The 15999-nt window shown below is 70.5% G+C and carries 15 protein-coding genes; 7 read left to right on the forward strand and 8 right to left on the reverse strand.

Features of this window, described 5'->3' with window-relative positions:
* Window positions 1-30: 30 nt before the first annotated feature.
* Window positions 31-666, reverse strand: coding sequence for a TetR/AcrR family transcriptional regulator C-terminal domain-containing protein (locus ACZ67Q_RS06275; RefSeq protein ID WP_471177100.1), 636 nt, complete (start codon window positions 664-666; stop codon window positions 31-33).
* A 134-nt stretch (window positions 667-800) separates the two neighbouring features.
* Between ACZ67Q_RS06275 and ACZ67Q_RS06280 the strand changes: the two genes are divergently transcribed.
* From ACZ67Q_RS06280 to ACZ67Q_RS06290, 3 genes are all read left to right on the forward strand, one after another.
* Window positions 801-2336, forward strand: a complete 1536-nt coding sequence (locus ACZ67Q_RS06280; protein WP_471177102.1) for an APC family permease — start codon at window positions 801-803, stop codon at window positions 2334-2336.
* A gap of 99 nt (window positions 2337-2435) precedes the next feature.
* Window positions 2436-3533, forward strand: a complete 1098-nt coding sequence (locus ACZ67Q_RS06285; RefSeq protein ID WP_471177105.1) for an agmatine deiminase family protein — start codon at window positions 2436-2438, stop codon at window positions 3531-3533.
* Window positions 3534-3883: 350 nt separating this feature from the next.
* On the forward strand, window positions 3884-4033 hold the full coding sequence (locus ACZ67Q_RS06290) for a hypothetical protein (protein WP_471177107.1): 150 nt from the start codon (window positions 3884-3886) through the stop codon (window positions 4031-4033).
* Between the two features lie 83 nt (window positions 4034-4116).
* Here the strand turns inward: ACZ67Q_RS06290 and ACZ67Q_RS06295 are convergent, their stop codons facing one another.
* The 4 genes from ACZ67Q_RS06295 to ACZ67Q_RS06310 form a co-directional block, all read right to left on the reverse strand.
* A complete protein-coding gene (locus ACZ67Q_RS06295) occupies window positions 4117-4260 on the reverse strand; it encodes a hypothetical protein (protein ID WP_471177110.1) in 144 nt (47 codons plus the stop codon).
* Complete coding sequence (locus ACZ67Q_RS06300) at window positions 4257-5357, reverse strand: ABC transporter ATP-binding protein (protein WP_471177113.1); 1101 nt, start codon at window positions 5355-5357, stop codon at window positions 4257-4259. Before ACZ67Q_RS06300 ends, ACZ67Q_RS06295 begins: the two co-directional genes overlap by 4 nt.
* Window positions 5354-6184, reverse strand: coding sequence for an ABC transporter permease (locus ACZ67Q_RS06305; RefSeq protein WP_471177729.1), 831 nt, complete (start codon window positions 6182-6184; stop codon window positions 5354-5356). Before ACZ67Q_RS06305 ends, ACZ67Q_RS06300 begins: the two co-directional genes overlap by 4 nt.
* Before the next feature lie 78 nt (window positions 6185-6262).
* On the reverse strand, window positions 6263-7513 hold the full coding sequence (locus ACZ67Q_RS06310) for an MFS transporter (RefSeq protein WP_471177115.1): 1251 nt from the start codon (window positions 7511-7513) through the stop codon (window positions 6263-6265).
* Between the two features lie 94 nt (window positions 7514-7607).
* On the opposite strand from ACZ67Q_RS06310, the gene ACZ67Q_RS06315 reads away from it, so the two are divergent.
* From ACZ67Q_RS06315 to ACZ67Q_RS06330, 4 genes are all read left to right on the forward strand, one after another.
* Complete coding sequence (locus ACZ67Q_RS06315; RefSeq protein ID WP_471177118.1) at window positions 7608-8060, forward strand: winged helix-turn-helix transcriptional regulator; 453 nt, start codon at window positions 7608-7610, stop codon at window positions 8058-8060.
* Between the two features lie 376 nt (window positions 8061-8436).
* Window positions 8437-9852 (forward strand): family 2B encapsulin nanocompartment shell protein, encoded by a 1416-nt coding sequence (locus ACZ67Q_RS06320; protein ID WP_471177121.1) that lies wholly within the window; start codon window positions 8437-8439, stop codon window positions 9850-9852.
* A 117-nt stretch (window positions 9853-9969) separates the two neighbouring features.
* On the forward strand, window positions 9970-11400 hold the full coding sequence (locus tag ACZ67Q_RS06325) for a family 2 encapsulin nanocompartment cargo protein terpene cyclase (protein ID WP_471177124.1): 1431 nt from the start codon (window positions 9970-9972) through the stop codon (window positions 11398-11400).
* A 15-nt stretch (window positions 11401-11415) separates the two neighbouring features.
* Window positions 11416-12291: a geranyl diphosphate 2-C-methyltransferase gene (locus ACZ67Q_RS06330; protein WP_471177127.1), complete on the forward strand. Its 876-nt coding sequence runs from the start codon at window positions 11416-11418 to the stop codon at window positions 12289-12291.
* 112 nt (window positions 12292-12403) lie between these two features.
* Here ACZ67Q_RS06330 and ACZ67Q_RS06335 read toward each other — a convergent pair whose 3' ends face one another.
* The 3 genes from ACZ67Q_RS06335 to ACZ67Q_RS06345 form a co-directional block, all read right to left on the reverse strand.
* On the reverse strand, window positions 12404-13405 hold the full coding sequence (locus ACZ67Q_RS06335) for a GNAT family N-acetyltransferase (RefSeq protein WP_471177129.1): 1002 nt from the start codon (window positions 13403-13405) through the stop codon (window positions 12404-12406).
* Entirely contained in the window at window positions 13402-14619 is a 1218-nt protein-coding gene (locus tag ACZ67Q_RS06340) for an MFS transporter (RefSeq protein ID WP_471177131.1), read from the reverse strand. The genes ACZ67Q_RS06335 and ACZ67Q_RS06340 overlap by 4 nt, the downstream gene beginning before the upstream one ends.
* Before the next feature lie 122 nt (window positions 14620-14741).
* Complete coding sequence (locus ACZ67Q_RS06345) at window positions 14742-15998, reverse strand: ATP-grasp domain-containing protein (protein WP_471177134.1); 1257 nt, start codon at window positions 15996-15998, stop codon at window positions 14742-14744.
* Window position 15999: the final 1 nt, after the last annotated feature.

Consider the following 15999-nt stretch of genomic DNA (forward strand, 5'->3'; position numbering starts at 1 on the left):
CCCCGTGGGGAGAGGCGCCCGCCCGGTCGTTCAGTGGGACGACAGCTCCTGGGCCAGGCCGGTGAGGAGCAGGGTGAGGCCCCGTTCGAAGCCGCGGTCGTCCAGGGCGGCCGGATCCGGGTCCAGCCGGGTCGCGGCCTCGAGGGAGTCGGCGAGCGCCGGATACGTGGGCCGGTATTCCCCGGGCGGGCGGGTGAAGCCGGCGGTGTAGGTCTCCAGGGCCGAGCCGAGCACCAGGAAGTCGATGGCCGCACCGACCTCCAGGGCCTGCCCCGGCTCACAGCCGGCCCGGACCAGGGTGCCCAGCAAGGTGTCGTACTCGCGCAGCGCGTCCGTGCCGCGCACCCCGCGCCGGGCGACGAGCGAGATGGCGTTGGGGTGTCGCAGGAAGACGCGGCGGTATCCGCGCGCATAGGCGGCGATGCCCTCCTGCCAGGGCCGGTCCCGCAGCGGGCTGACGTCGATCTCGGCGTCGAGCAGCTCCCCGACCGCGTCCAGGATGTCGTCCTTGGAGCGGACGTGGTGGTAGAGCGAGGCGCCGCGCACGCCCAGCCGGTCGGCGAGGGCGCGCATGGTGAGCGCCTCGTAACCGTGGTCGTCGATGAAGCCCAGCGCGGCGCGCGCGATGGCGGTCCGGTTCAGTACCGCCTGATGTGGCCGGCCCACGACCCGCCCCCTCACGATCTCGGCAACTCCGCAAGGTTACTCACCCGGAAGGTCTTTCCAAACGCCGGTCACACCTCTACGTTCGCGGCCTAACAAAGTTAGTTTTAGCTCGTGCGACAAGGCGAGGTACGCCCATGCCCCATCCCCTGCCCCCCGACGACAGCGACGCCGTCCGCCTGGAAGCGCTCGGCTACCGGCAAGAACTCCGCCGCAGCCTGAACATCCTGGGCAACATCTCGATGGGGTTCGCGGTGGTGTCCCCGGTCGTCGCCCTCTACGCCGTCTCGATGATCGCGACGATGATCGCCGGACCCGCCTGGGTCTGGGCGCTCCCGATCGTCCTGGCCGGCCAGTGCCTGGTCGTCAACCTGTACTCCGAACTCACCTCCCAGTGGCCGCTGGCCGGCGGCCCCTATCAGTGGGGCCGGCGGCTCATCGGCCCGCGGTTCGGCTGGCTGGGCGGCTGGGTGTGGCAGTTCGCCGTGATGTTCGGCAACACCACCGTCGCCTACCTGGCCGCGCCGTGGGTCTTCGCCCTCTTCGGCGTCGTACCGTCTCCAGGGGCTCTGGTCGCGGTCGCGATGGCGATCGTGCTGGCCTGTTCCCTGGTCAACGCCTACGGCATCGGCATACTGCGCTGGTTCGTGTCGGCCGGCATCGCGGGGGAGGCGATCGCCTCCGTCCTGGTCGGCCTGTGTCTGCTGCTGTTCTTCCGCAAGCACTCGTTCTCGATGTTCACCAGCACCTTCGGCGCCGAGCAGTTGTCGGGCGGCTCGCTGCCCATGGCCTTCATGGCGGTCGTCGCCGTGGCCGGGTGGGCGTTCATCGGCTTCGACGCCTGCGTGTCGACCGCCGAGGAGACCAAGGACGCGGCCCGGCAGGTGCCCAGGGCGATGTGGTGGGCGCTGCTCTCGGTGGGCGCGGTGGTCATGCTCAACGCCGTGGCCGTCGCGATCTCCTACCCGGACCCGGCGGCGGCTGTTGCGGGCAAGGACATCGACCCGGTGACCACGGCCGTGGTCACCTCGTTCGGCTCCTGGTCCGACAAGCCGTTCGTGGCGATCGTGCTGGTCAGCTTCCTGGCCTGTGCCATGGCCTCGCAGGGCGGTGCCGCCCGGGGACTGTACTCGCTGGCCCGGGACGGCGTGTTCCCCTTCTCCGCCCAGGTCCGCAAGGTCAACCGGCGGGCCGCGCCGATCGGGGGCCTGGTCGCCTCCACGCTGGTCTCCGCCTCCGCGCTGCTGCTCGGTCTGAACGCCACCGCCATCGGATCACTGATCTCCTTCGGTACGGCGGCCACCTTCGTGCCCTTCTTCCTGGTGTCCGCCGCCGCGCTCGTCGCCCGGGTGCGCGGGACGTGGGTCCCGGCCGGTGCGATCCGGCTGGGCCGCTGGGGGACGGCGCTCAACGTCCTCGCCGCGCTCTGGGCCGGCTTCGAAGTCGTCAACGTCTGCTGGCCGCGCGCCCTGCTCGCACCGCCCGGCGCGCCCTGGTACCAGATCTGGGCCGCGCCGCTCGGCGTCGCCGTCGTGCTCGGCACCGGCGTGCTCTACCTGCTCATCCGCAGGCCACATGACCGCATCGCCGTCGCCGACGACACGTCCGCCGAGCCGGCCGCGACCGAGCCGCCCGCGTCTTTGTCCCCGTCTCCGTCCGCGCCGGCGTCCTGACCACATGCGCGCACGCCCGCGCACCGCAGCCGCCACCCCCCTCGACACCACCGGAAAGGTCTCCCCATGCAGGTTTCTGCCATGTCCCGTCGTCGCTTCTTGAACAGATCCGCCGCCCTGGCCGCCGCGACGGGGGCCGGCCTCGCCGTCGGAGTGGGTCGTGCCGAAGCGGCCACCTACAACGGCACGACGTACACCGTCCCCGGCGAGTGGGCGCCGCACGCCGGGTGTCTCATGGCCTTCCCGTGGGACGCCACCGACAACTGGGGGGACAAGCTCCCGGCGGTCCAGGACGAGGTCGCGGCCGTGGCCCGCGCTGTGGCCCGGTTCGAGCCGGTGACCATGGTGGCCAACACGGGGATGGGCGACTTCGTACGCTCCAAGGTCGGCCCCGGCATCACCGTCATCGAGTACCCGATCAACGACTGCTGGCCCCGGGACAACGGCCCGATCTTCGGCGTCGATTCCACCGGCGCCCACGTCCTGGGCCTCGACTTCGCCTTCAACGGCTGGGGCAACAAGTTCCCGCACGACAAGGACGACCTGCTCCCGGTCGGCGTCTGCGACTACCTCGGCGTGCCCCGGCTCCCGGTCGACCTGGTCTTCGAGGGCGGTGCCCTGCTCCAGGACGGCGAGGGCACGATCATCGGCACCGAGGAATGCCTGCTCAACCCCAACCGAAACCCGAACCTGACCAAGGCCCAGATCGAGGCGGCGCTGCTGGACGCCTACGGCGCCCGCAAGATGATCTGGCTGCCGTACGGCATGTACGGCGACACCATCACCGACGGCCACGTCGACCTGGTCGCGGCGTACGCGGGCCCGGCCTCCCTGCTCATCAACCTGCCGTCGGACACCAACGACGCCAACTACCCGCGGCTGCTGCGCAACAAGCGGATCCTCCAATCGGCCACGGATGCCCGCGGGCGCCGGTTCCAGCTGACGGAGATGCCGTTCCTGCCGAAGTTCACCGTGGGCACCGACCGGGTGATCACCTTCAGCTACACGAACTACTACCCGACGGCCACCGGGGTCGTGGTGCCCACCGCGAACATCCCGTCCTCCGACACTCCGGCGCTGGCCGTGATCCAGTCGTTGTTCCCGGCCAAGACGGTGGTGGGCGTCCCCGCGACCACGCTGGCCTGGGGCGGCGGCGGAGTCCACTGCATCACGCAGCAGATCCCCGCCACCCACTGACCAGCACCCCCGCGGCCGAACACCGGACACGGACCCCGTGAAAGCGGCCGACCGCGAGACAAGCGGCCGCGGAACACCGGTGAAAGGGCGGGCACCGGCGGCCGGGCGAGTCCACTCGGCCGCCGGTAGGGCAGTGCGGTTGCCGATCCCGCCACCGGCTCAGCGCGACGGCAGGATGAGGGTTGAGAATGAGGCGTGCCGCCGCGAGCGTTGCAGTCGTCCTTGTGAGTGCTCTTGCCGCTTGCAGCCCGGATGACGACAAGGCGGCCAACGGACCAGTCGTCGACCGCAACCCGTGCAGCCTCTGCTCGGTTGCGGGCGCCTGTCCGCCCACGACGGCGGACCAACCCGTGCCCATCGAGATGGATCCGGTGAGGACGTGGAACAACTACACCGAACAGGAGGCCGACGGGAAGGACGGCAACGCGTCGTGGCAGGGCGAAGTCCTGGCGCTGGAGAACGACCCCGATTTCAGGGCGGGAGCCCAGGGAAGCTGCTGAGGCAGGCAGCCGTGCCGCCCCGATCGCCCTGGGCGCCGTCCCGCCGGCCGTGGTCTCCCCACGGGGAGAGCAGCCTGAGCAGGTCACAGCAGTTCCACGCTCTGCGCGTAGTGGCAGGCGACCGGGTTTCCGCCGCCCCGGTCCCGGACCTGCAGGATCGGCTCGCCGCTGCCGCCGTGACCGGGGAGCGGAGGCAGGACGGCCGAGACAGGTGAGGGTGCGCTCATGAGGTGCCCTCCTCCGGTCCCCGGGCGGTGTCGGCGAACCGGGCCAGGGCGTCGATGTCGGCGCCCGCCGTTTCGAAGATCTCGCCCGCGCCGGCGTCGACGAGTTCGCCGGCGAAGTGGCAGGCGCTGAGGTGGGTGGAACGGCCCGCGGGGCGCAGGAGCGGTTCGGTCTCGTCGCACACGTTCCGGCGCATGGGGCAGCGCGGGGCGAAGGGACAGCCGGGCGGCAGGTTCAGCAGGGAGGGCGGTGCGCCGGTGATGGGGGTGAGGCGTTCTTCCTCGCGGTCCAGGCGGGGCAGGGAGCCGAGGAGGCCGAGGGTGTAGGGCATGCGCGGGGTGTAGAAGATGTCCTCGACCGAGCCGGTCCCGACGATCCGTCCCGCATACATCACCGCGACCCGGTCGGCGTGGCCGGCGACCACGCCCAGGTCGTGTGTGATGAGGACGAGGGCGGCGCCGCTGTCGGCACGTGCGGTCTCCAGGGCGTCGAGGATCTGCGCCTGGACGGTGACGTCCAGGGCGGTGGTCGGCTCGTCGGCGCTGATCACGTCCGGGGCGTTGGCCATGGCGATGGCGATGACGACGCGTTGGCGCATGCCGCCCGACAGTTCGTGCGGATAGGCGTCGACGCGCCGCTCGGGGCTGGGGATGCCGACCGCGCCGAGCAGTTCGACGGCCCGCTCGCGGGCGGCCCGCGCGGTCATGTCCGGCTGATGGCGCCGCAGCGTCTCGGAGAGCTGGTACCCGGCGGAGTAGACCGGGTTGAGGGAGGTCATCGGATCCTGGAAGATCATCGCGATGCCGCTGCCGCGGATGTCGGACAGCCGCGCGTCGGACAGTGCGAGCAACTCGGTGTCTTCGAACCGCACCGATCCGTGCACCCGCGCGGTGGCCGGCAGCAGCCCCATCACGGCGAGAGCGGTGACGGACTTGCCGGAGCCGGACTCGCCGACGATGCCCAGCGACCCCCCGCGCCCGAGGCGGTAACTGACGCCCCGGACGGCCCGGACGATGCCGTCCTCGGTGGGGAACTCCACCGTGAGGTCGTCCACCGCGAGGACCGCGCCGGTCTCGTCCCCGACGTTGACGGCGGTCACTGTCGCACCCTTTGCTGCCGGGGGTCGAAGGCGTCCCGCAGACCGTCGCCGATGAAGTTGATGGTCAGGGCGACGGCGATGATGAAGGCGCCGGGGATGTAGAAGAGCCAGGGCCGGGTGTCGACCGCGGTGCGGGCCTGGGACACCAGCAACCCGAGGGAGGTGTCGGGCGGCTGGACGCCGAAGCCGAGGAAGGACAGGGCGGTCTCGGTCAGGATGCCGGTGGCCACCAGCACGGTCGCGTTGACGATGATCGGGCCGAGGGCGTTGGGCAGCAGATGGCGGAAGATGATCCACGCGTCGGAGGCCCCGAGCGCCTTCGCGGCCTCCACGAACTCCTTCTCCCGCAGCGACAGCACGGCGGAGCGCACGACTCGGGACACGTAGGCCCAGGTCAGGCCCGCGACGACAACCGCGATCCGGTACCAGGAGCCGCCGCTGTGCGAGGCGATGACCAGGGCGATGGCGAACAGCGGCAGGGTCAGGACGAGATCGGCGATGCGCATCATGACGGAGTCGACGAGGCCGCGGTAGAAGCCCGCGATGGCGCCCCAGATCGCGCCGACCAGGGTGGACCCCAAGGCGATCATGAGGGCGATCTTCACCGACGTCTGGGTGCCGCGCATGACCTGCGCGTAGGCGTCGTACCGGGAGGAGTCGGTGCCGAACGGGTGCTTCCAGGAAGGTGGTTGGGAGTTGTCGGGAGTGTACTTCTGGTACGAGTAGTGCCACAGGTGGGGGCCGATGAACGCCCACAGCACGATCAGGACGAACACCACCAGGCTCGCCACGGCAGCCCGGTGGCGCAGGAAGCGGCGCAGGATCAGCTGGGTCTGGCTGCGCTGCCGGACGGCATGGGTAAGGGTGCGTGTACGAGGCCCCCTCTTGCATCACTGACCCCATCTTTACCTGACGGCACGTCCGACAGACGCACCGGCATGTCGAGTAACAGCCCACAGCGCGAGCCCGAGGCAGCTGAACGCGGCACCCACCGCGCACACCGCGCCCCAGCCGGCCAGCGTGTACACGGAGGTTGCTGCGATGGCGCCGGTGGCGCTGCCGATGGAGTAGAAGACCATGTACCCGCCGATCAGCCGGCTGCCCGCGTCCGGATCCAGTGCGTAGATCAGGGTCTGGTTGGTGACATGGACCGCTTGAACGGCGAGGTCGAGAAGGATCACCCCGACGACCAGTGCCCACAGTGAGCTGCGGAGGAAGGCCAAGGGCAACCACGAGGCGGCGAGCAGCGCCAGGGCGATGCCGGTGGTCCTCCGGGAGAGTCCGCGGTCGTTCAGGCGGCCCGCCACGGTCGCGGCCAGGGCGCCGGCGACACCGATCAGCCCGAACGCCCCGATCGCGCTGTGGGACAGGACGTACGGGGCCTCGCTGAGCGGCAGCGCGACACTGCTCCACAGGGTGCTGAAGGCGGCGAAGATCAGCAGTCCGAACAGGGCCCGGATCCGCAGCAGTCGCTCTCGCGCGAACAGGGTGATCATGGAGCGCAGGAGCTGTCCGTAGCGCAGGCCGGTCGGTTCGTCGGCACCGCGGCGTGGCAGCACTCGGTACAGGACCAGGGCGAGCACAGCGGTGAGCGACGCCGAGGCGAGGTAGACGCAGCGCCAGCCCGCGATGTCGGCCAGGAGGCCGGAGGCGGTGCGAGCGAGCAGGATGCCGATGACCACGCCGCTGGTCACCAGACCGACGACCCGGCCGCGCTCGGAGGGGGAGGCCAGGGCGGCGGCGAAGGCCAGCAGCGTCTGCGTGACGACCGCGAGAAGCCCGATCGCGGCCATGCTCGCGAGCAGGATCGCTGCCGTGTGCGCGGCGGCCGCCACGGCCAGTGCCGCCGCCAGGAGCAGCAACTGGACGACGACGAGCCGTCTGCGGTCGGCCACGTCGCCCAGCGGCACGAGGAAGAAGAGTCCCAGCCCGTATCCGACCTGGGTGAGGGTGACCACGCTGCCGACGAGCGAGGGCCTCATGGCGAGGTCGCGGCCCATGGTCACCAGGAGCGGCTGCGAGAAGTAGACGTTGGCCACGGCGGCCCCGCAGGCGACGGCGAACAGTATGACGACGCCGTGGGAGAGGACGGATACGGCACCCTCCCCGCTTCGAGTCCCGGTCCGTCGTGTCACAGCCTCACCGTTGCCGGGCATCAGCACCCCTCCGCACATCTGGTTTCAACTTGCTACCAGCGAAGACGGTAACCACCTTGGTAGCATGTTGCAACCGTCGTGAGGGAGGTAAGTCATGGTGACCCGGACGCGCTTCGACGACAGCGACTGTCCCGTCGCCCGGTCGGTGGACGCCATCGGGGACTGGTGGTCCCTGCTGATCGTGCGGGACGCCTTCGACGGAAGCCGGCGCTTCGGGGAGTTCCAGCGCAGCCTCGGAGTGGCGAAGAACATCCTCACCGCGCGCCTGCGCACCCTGGTCGCCGGCGGTGTCCTCGAATCCGTCCCCGCATCGGACGGCAGCGCCTACCGCGAGTACGTGCTGACTCCCAAGGGCAAGGCGCTCTTCCCCGTCATCGTGGCCCTGAGGCAGTGGGGCGAACAGAGCTTCTTCGCCCCCGGCGAACCCCACTCTCAGTTGGTCGACCGGCGGCAGGGGCAACGCCTCCGCCCGCTGGAGGTGCTGGCTGCGGACGGCCGGCGGCTGACCCCCGACGACACCACCGTCCACAAGGTCTCCGACCAGTGACCCGATCCGGACACCACGTCGTGCAGCCTGAGGTCTCGGGCACGAACTGACGCAGCTGCTCCAGCTGCTCCCCGGAAGCCGGCGCTGTGTCGCCGGGTACTGCCCGTTGTTGGGCAGGTGCCGGTCGTGGCGCGCCGGCCCGTGCGGGCCCGCGAGGATGGCGCGATCACGCACAACGGGCTGTTAAACCGCCTGCAACCGATTGTCACTGTTTCGAGGTAAGCATCTCGTCTCCCTGGTGGATGCGGCCAGTTCAGCGGCTACCTTTTGGACGGGTTCCCAAGATCCCTCCCGCTCGTTGCCCACTCCTCCCTGTCTCCCGGTCGACGCACGCGTGTGCGCCGGACGCCCCGTCGTGCAAGGAGAAAGCCCCCCGATGTCCGTCGACAGCATCCCGGAAGCCCGGACCACCGCCGAAGCGCCGCAGCAGTCCCTGAGCACCGCCGCCGCCCGCAACCTCGCCACGACCACCAAGTCCGCCCCGCAGATGCAGGAGATCACCTCCCGCTGGTTGCTGCGGATGCTGCCGTGGGTCGAGGCCGAGGGCGGCGCCTACCGGGTCAACCGGAGGTTGCGCCACACCCTCGGCGACGGGCGTATCGAGTTCGTCCAGGAGGGCGCCACGGTCCGGGTGATCCCCCGGGAACTCGGTGAACTGGCCCTTCTGCGCGGCTTCGAGGACACGGACGTCCTCACGGCCCTCGCCGACCGCTGCACGCAGCGTGACTTCGCGGCGGGCGAAGTCCTCGTCGAGCGCGGCAGCCCCGCAGACCGGGTGCACCTCATCGCCCACGGCCGCGTCAGCCAGACCTCCGAGGGCCAGTACGGCGAAGAGGTCGCCGTCGCGGTACTCGCGGACGGCGACCACTTCGGTGCGAACGCCCTGACGGACGAAGACTCCCGCCACGACTGCACGGTCACCGCCGAGACCGCCGGCACCCTCCTGGCCCTCTCCCGTGCCGACTTCGCCGCCGTTCGGGACTCCGAGCCCCACCTTCGGGCCCACGTCGACGAGTTCAGCGCCCGCAGGCGGAAGCGGCAGAACAAACACGGTGAGGCCGAGATCGCCGTGTCGGCCGGTCACGTCGGCGAGGCCGAACTGCCGGGCACCTTCGTCGACTACGAACTGCGGCCGCGCGAGTACGAGCTCTCCGTCGCCCAGACCGTACTGAGGATCCACACCCGGGTCGCCGACCTCTACAACGGTCCGATGAACCAGACCGAGGAGCAACTCAGGCTCACTGTCGAGGCCTTGCGTGAGCGTCAGGAACACGAGCTGATCAACAACCGTGAGTTCGGGCTGCTGCACAACGCCGACTACAAGCAGCGCATTCAGCCCCACTCCGGCCTGCCGACCCCGGACGAGATGGACGATCTGCTCTGCCGCAGGCGCGGCACCAAACTGTTTCTCGCCCATCCCAGGACCATCGCCGCCATCGGACGTGGCTTCAATGCCTACGGTCTTTATCCCGACCATGTCGACCTCGGCGGGCAATCCGTCCCGGCCTGGCGCGGGGTCCCCATTCTTCCCTGCAACAAGATCCCGATCAGCAAGGAGCAGACCAGCTCCATCATCGCGATGCGCACCGGCGAGAAGAGCCAGGGTGTCATCGGCCTGCGGCAGACAGGACTGGTGGACGAGTACGAACCCGGGCTCTCCGTGCGGTTCATGGGCATCAACGAACAGGCGATCATCTCCTACCTCGTCAGTACCTACTACTCCGCCGCGGTGCTCCTGCCTGACGCCCTCGGCGTGATGGAGAACGTGCAGATCGCCCCCAGGCCCCGCTGAAGCCCTGACCAGGCGGCAGGTCCACGGCAGGTCCCGCCGAGGCCCACCCGGCGGATCCCCGCGTGACCCGCCCCACGCGCAACGGAGCACCCACCCCACCGCAGCAAGGAGCCGCCGATGCCCGACTCCGGGCCCCTCGGATCAGCATCCCCCGAGCAACGGCCGACGCCGCCCACAGCCGTGCCGGACGCGCCCGCGCCGGTGATCCCGCACCTGCCGGCCACGCCGACCGCCTCCGACTTTCTGGCAGCACTGCATCCGCCGGTCACGATCATCACCCAGCCGCCGCCACCGGCATCGCCACCAGCCGCCGCCGTGCGGGAAACGCCGGACACGAGCGCCGCCGCCGTGCGGGAAACACCGGACACGAGCGCCGCCGCCGCGCGGGAAACGCCGGACACGAGCGCCGCCGCCGTGCGGGAAACGCCCGACACGAGCGCCGCCGGCTCCGCCCTCCAGGAGCTCCTGCGCGGACCGACCGGACTGGGCACGGCCTCGCTCGCCCTGGCCGACCGGTACAAGCCCCCGCTTCCGGACCCGGTGTCCCCGGCGTCGGCTCCGGCCGCCGAGGGGCGAGCCGTACCCGGCCTCTACTACCACCCCATTCCGGAGCCCGACCCCGCGCGCGTCGAGGAGGTGAGCCGCCGGATCAAGTGCTGGGCCGAGGAGGAGGTCCAGCTCTACCCCGAGGAGTGGGAGGGACAGTTCGACGGCTTCTCGGTGGGCCGCTACATGGTCGCCTGCCATCCCGACGCTCCGACGGTCGACCACCTGATGCTCGCCACGCGGCTGATGGTCGCGGAGAACGCGGTGGACGACTGCTACTGCGAGGACCATGGCGGGTCACCCGTCGGTCTCGGCGGACGCCTCCTCCTCGCGCACACCGCGCTCGACCACTTCCACACCACCGGGGAGTACGCGCCGGCGTGGCAGGAATCCCTCACCTCGGACGCCCCGCGCCGGGCGTACCGCAGCGCGATGGACTACTTCGTCCACGCGGCCACCCCCTCGCAGGCCGACCGCTACCGGCACGACATGGCCCGGCTGCACATGGGGTACCTCGCCGAGGCCGCCTGGGCACAGACCGGCTACGTACCGGAGGTGTGGGAGTACCTGGCGATGCGCCAGTTCAACAACTTCCGCCCCTGTCCCACGATCACCGACAGCGTCGGCGGCTACGAACTGCCCGCCGACCTGCATGCCCGGCCGGACATGCAACGGGTCATCGCCCTCGCCGGCAACGCGACCACCATCGTCAACGACCTGTACTCGTACACCAAGGAACTCGACAGCCCGGGCCGCCACCTGAACCTGCCGGTGGTGATCGCGGAACGCGAGCAGCTCTCCGAGCGCGACGCCTATCTGAAGGCCGTCGAGGTCCACAACGAACTCCAGCACGCCTTCGAGGCCGCCGCGGCCGACCTCGCGCAGTCCTGCCCCGTCCCCGCCGTGCTGCGCTTCCTCAAGGGCGTGGCCGCCTGGGTCGACGGCAACCACGACTGGCACCGGACCAACACCTACCGCTACAGCCTGCCCGACTTCTGGTAAGGAACGGACATTTCTGTGACCACTGAAACGACCCCCACCGCCACCGCGAAGATCCCGGCCCCGGCGACGCCGTACCAGGGGGACATCGCCCGCTACTGGAACAACGAGGCGCGGCCGGTCAACCTCCGCCTCGGTGACGTGGACGGGCTGTACCACCACCACTACGGTATCGGCGCCGTGGACCACGCCGCGCTCGGGGACCCGGCCCACAGCGAGTACGAGAAGAAGCTCATCGCGGAGCTGCACCGGCTGGAATCCGCACAAGCCGAGTTCCTCATGGACCACCTCGGCCCCGTCGGCCCCGACGACACCCTCGTCGACGCCGGCTGCGGGCGCGGCGGATCCATGGTCATGGCCCACCGCCGCTTCGGCTGCAAGGTCGAGGGCGTCACCCTGTCCGCCACCCAGGCCGAATTCGGCAACAGGCGCGCGCGAGAACTGCACATCGAGGACCATGTCCGCTCCCGCGTGTGCAACATGCTCGACACACCCTTCGAAAAGGGCAGCGTCACGGCCTCGTGGAACAACGAGTCGACGATGTACGTGGACCTGCACGACCTGTTCGCCGAGCACTCCCGCTTCCTGAAGGTGGGCGGCCGGTATGTGACGATCACCGGCTGCTGGAACCCCCGCTACGGCCAGCCGTCGAAGTGGGTCTCCCAGATCAACGCCCACTTCGAGTGCAACATCCACTCCCGCCGCGAGTACCTGCGCGCCATGGCGGACAACCGGCTCGTGCCGCAGACCATCGTCGACCTCACCCCGGACACACTGCCCTACTGGGAGCTGCGGGCCACGTCCTCACTGGTCACCGGAATCGAGAAGGCGTTCATCGAGTCCTACCGGGACGGCTCCTTCCAGTACGTCCTGATCGCGGCCGACCGCGTGTGAACCCCGCCTCGCGGGGCCGCTGTCCTCACCAGCGGCCCCGCGAGGCCCGCTCCGGCACTGCGAAGGCTGGCGTGCGCCGTATGCGGGTCGTGAACCTGCGGAGTCCGCTCGCTCATGCCCCCTCGATCGCCCACAGCGGTGAAGTGACGGCACCCCGAAGAGTCTTGGCACGGAGGGACTCCATACCGAGATGGAGGACGCCGGAGCCGTGGGCGTAGGCGTCCTCGATGGGGAGGTAGTAGACGAGGTTGAAGTACTCGTGGGCGCCTCGCAGTCGTGGGTAGTCGTAGCCCGTGGCGCGCAGCCAGTGGGTGCCGGCATGGCGGTAGAAGAGGCTGAAGCCGACCATGTGCCCTTCCGCATACGCGGCACGGACCACTCCGCTGTCGGCCATGCCGTCGGCCTGTGCGCGCAGCAGCCGGGCCATGTCGTCGGGCGAGGCCGGGTGGCCGTGGCGCTCCTGCAACTGGGCGAGCAGTGCGCCGGCGGCGTCGGCGCACTCGGAGAGCCGCAGGGTTCGCAGCTCGTATCCGGCTTCGGCGAATGCCCGGCGTTCGCGCCTGATGGTGACGCGCCGCTTGGAGGGCAGGCCGGCGAGGTAGTCGTCGAAGGTGCTGCCCGGCAGAGCGATGTGAGCGTCCTGGCCGAGCTGCGTGGGCTTGGTGCCGCAGGCTTCAGCCAGTTCGGAGGCTGCCGCGTCGGTGACGTACAGCCACCACGGCTGTGCGTCATGGGCCGAGGCGAGAGTTCCGGCGGCCGCGACGAGCAGTTTCAGTGCCTCGCGTCGACGGTCGGGGGTCAGGCCCGGGTGGAGGAGCGGGGCGTTGACGTAGCCGCGGCGGGCTCCCGCGAGCACTGTCCTGACCGGTGTGCGGTCGGGGAGGAGCTCGTGCACGCGGTAGAGGGCGTTGGGTTCGGCGCCGACCAGGTACAGCGGTGCGGCGGCGATCAGACGGTCGTTGTCGTGGACCAGTGCGTAGCGGACCTCGACGGTCGGATCGTGCTGCTGGGCCGCGAGCCACCGGTGGGACAGGTACAGGCCCGCCTGCGCGGCCAGGGCGTCCCACCGGTCGGCGGGAACGTCCGTGATGTCGTGTACGTGCGTGAGGATCACGGCAGCGGTTCCTCCCGGTCGGGTGGGGCGAGGGCGTGGGCTGCGGGGACGGCGAGCACGCTGAGCGAGGCGAGGAGCAGCCAGGGAAGGACGGGCTGCCGGCTCAGGAGCGTGGTGAGGACGACGGGTGCCGCGGCGCCGCCGAGGGACCAGGACAGCTGGAAGGCGGCCTGGTGTCGTCCGTTGGCCTCGCCGGGGGCCATGGCCACGGAGAGTTCGTTGAGCGCGGGAGAGCTGAGGATCTCCGACAGGGTGAACAGCAGCATCGCCGCCGTCAGAACAGCGGCCACGGCCCAGCCGGGCGCGCCCTGCCAGGCGAGGGGCGCGGCGAAGAGGGCGAAGGAGACGGAGGCGACGAGGAACCCGCCCGCGATCGCACGCTGCGGGCGGTGACGCGCCGAGCGGCTGGTGACGGCGGGGGTGAGGACGGCGACGGCGGCGGTGTTGACGACCAGGAGGGTGCCGGGAATCCACGTGCCGGCGTGCAGGGTGTCGGTGACGTACACGGCGAGCAGGACCGGCGGCACCATCTGCGCGAGCACGAAGGCCAGGTTGGCCGTGACGAGCAGGAGGTAGCGGCCGTCCCGCAGGAGGGCACCCCAGTTCCCCTGTCGGGTCGGCTGGTCACCCCCCTTGTGCGAGCCGGGCGGGTGGATGCCTCGTACCGGCTTCCAGGTGATGAACAGCAGCGCGGCGCACAGGAAGGTGCCGCCGTTCGCGGCGATGAGCACGTACAGGCTGTCCGGACCGAACACGGCCAGGGCGACTGCGGAAACGGCGGCGCCGGCACCGATGCCGAGATTGCGCAGGGACGAGACGAACCCGAACCACAGGCGCTCCTCGCCGGGCACACAGGCCAGGGGAACCAGGTTGCGCGCGGCCGTCCAGTACAGGTTGATTCCGGTCTGGACGACGAGGCAGGCGAGGCTGATCTGCCAGGCGGAGCCGACCACGAGGAACACCACGAACCCGGCGGCGGAGACGAGGTTGGCGAGCGCGACGACCGCTTTCGCACCGAAGCAGTCCAGCAGGACCCCGCCGAGTGCGGGGGTGGGCAGGGCGAAGAGGTTGCCCACGGTGAGCGCCGCGCCGATCTCCGCGAGGGAGAGGCGGGTGGCGTGGGTGAGGTAGACGACGGTGAAGGCGAACATGAGCCCGGTGCCCAGGCTGTCGACCGCGTGCGCGGCCACGAAGCGGCCCGCTCCGGTGAGCACCGGCAGTCCTGCCCGGGCCCGCAGCCCGCGAGGACCTCCGCCGCCGGGCGGGGTGCCGTGCCGTCCGGCGCGCCGTCGGCCGTCGCCGCGACCTCGTGCCGATCGCCTGCCGGTGGGGACGCTCACTGGGCAGCGGGGGTGAGGAGGCGGCGGATCTTGTCGAGCATGGGCGCCGCGATGAAGCCGGTCCGCGCTGACAGCTCGCCGAGACTCTTCACCGCGCGCTGCTCGTCGCCGGGGTCCACTGTGAAGGTGAGGATGCCGCCGTGGTCGTGCCCGTCGATGACGAGATCGTGGCAGGTGACGAGGTCGACACAGGCGCGGAGTTCGGCGAGCAGCGTGGGGGTGGGGTTCGCCGTGAGGCACTCGATCGCGAACCGTTCGGCCGGAGCGTCGGTGCGGGTCGGCCAGGTGCCGCGCAGGATGTCGAGGAGGGCGACGAAGGTGTTGAGTCCGCTGCCTGCGATGGACAGGGTGGTGGCGCCGCCGATCCTGGGGTTGATCTCCAGGACGTGGTAGACGCCGTCGGCGTGGATCATGTCGACGTTGACGGACCCCTCGACGCCGAGTTCCGTGCACAGCTCGACCAGGCGCCGCGCGGTGGGTCGGAAGTCGTCGTTCTGGGAGGGTTCGACGTACCGCAGATCGTCGAAGGTGAAGGTGGGAGGGCCTCCTCCCGCGGTGCCGGTCCAGAGGAGCGGCATGACGGTGTAGTGGCCCCCGGCGCCGACGATGTCGACCGAACAGAGCCGTCCGCCGACGCACTTCTCCAGGACCGCGTGCGCTCTCGGCCGGGCGGCCAGGTAGCCGTCGAGGGCGGCGGGATCGGGGAGGAACTCGATGCCCATGCTGGTGGAGTCCCACAGCGGCTTCGCCATGAGGGGATAGCCGAGGCTCTCGGCGGCGAGGCGGACGGCGTCCGGATACGCCGGGACGGGCAGCGCCCGGTGGTTGAGGAGGTCACTGTCCACCAGGACGGCGGGCGGGGTGGTGAGGCCGTGCGCGTGCAGGACCCGCTTGGTCTCCCACTTGTCGCACAGGATTCGCGTGGCGGCGAGGGGAGTCATGACGGTGCGGACGCCGACGGCTTCCAGCTTGGTCTTGACCACGGCGTCACGCAGGGCGTTCTCGTCGGGCAGGGAGATCGCCACGGCGGCGTCGGCGCCCCAGGCGCGCACCCGCTCCACGAAGTCGTCCGGGGTCGCGGCGGGGTCGAGCCGCTCGCTCGTACCCGGGAACAGATCGGGGCCGCAGTCATGGCGATTGGTGTGGAAGAGGCGAGCCTCGGCGCCGAGGTGTGCCAGGACCGGCGCGATGCCGTGGATGTAGGGGTCGGCGCGCCGGATGTCGGCGGACCGGAGGAAGGCGATGCGCTGCATG

The organism is Streptomyces sp. NPDC036813, assembly GCF_055609245.1.

What these genes read in the sequence shown, in the direction of transcription:
- ACZ67Q_RS06280 (WP_471177102.1), top strand. Translation starts at nt 801, where the DNA reads ATGCCCCATCCCCTGCCCCCCGACGACAGCGACGCCGTCCGCCTGGAA.
- ACZ67Q_RS06315 (WP_471177118.1), top strand. Translation starts at nt 7,608, where the DNA reads ATGGTGACCCGGACGCGCTTCGACGACAGCGACTGTCCCGTCGCCCGG.
- ACZ67Q_RS06325 (WP_471177124.1), top strand. Translation starts at nt 9,970, where the DNA reads ATGCCCGACTCCGGGCCCCTCGGATCAGCATCCCCCGAGCAACGGCCG.
- ACZ67Q_RS06295 (WP_471177110.1), bottom strand. Translation starts at nt 4,260, where the DNA reads ATGAGCGCACCCTCACCTGTCTCGGCCGTCCTGCCTCCGCTCCCCGGT.
- ACZ67Q_RS06320 (WP_471177121.1), top strand. Translation starts at nt 8,437, where the DNA reads ATGTCCGTCGACAGCATCCCGGAAGCCCGGACCACCGCCGAAGCGCCG.
- ACZ67Q_RS06345 (WP_471177134.1), bottom strand. Translation starts at nt 15,998, where the DNA reads ATGCAGCGCATCGCCTTCCTCCGGTCCGCCGACATCCGGCGCGCCGAC.
- ACZ67Q_RS06310 (WP_471177115.1), bottom strand. Translation starts at nt 7,513, where the DNA reads ATGCCCGGCAACGGTGAGGCTGTGACACGACGGACCGGGACTCGAAGC.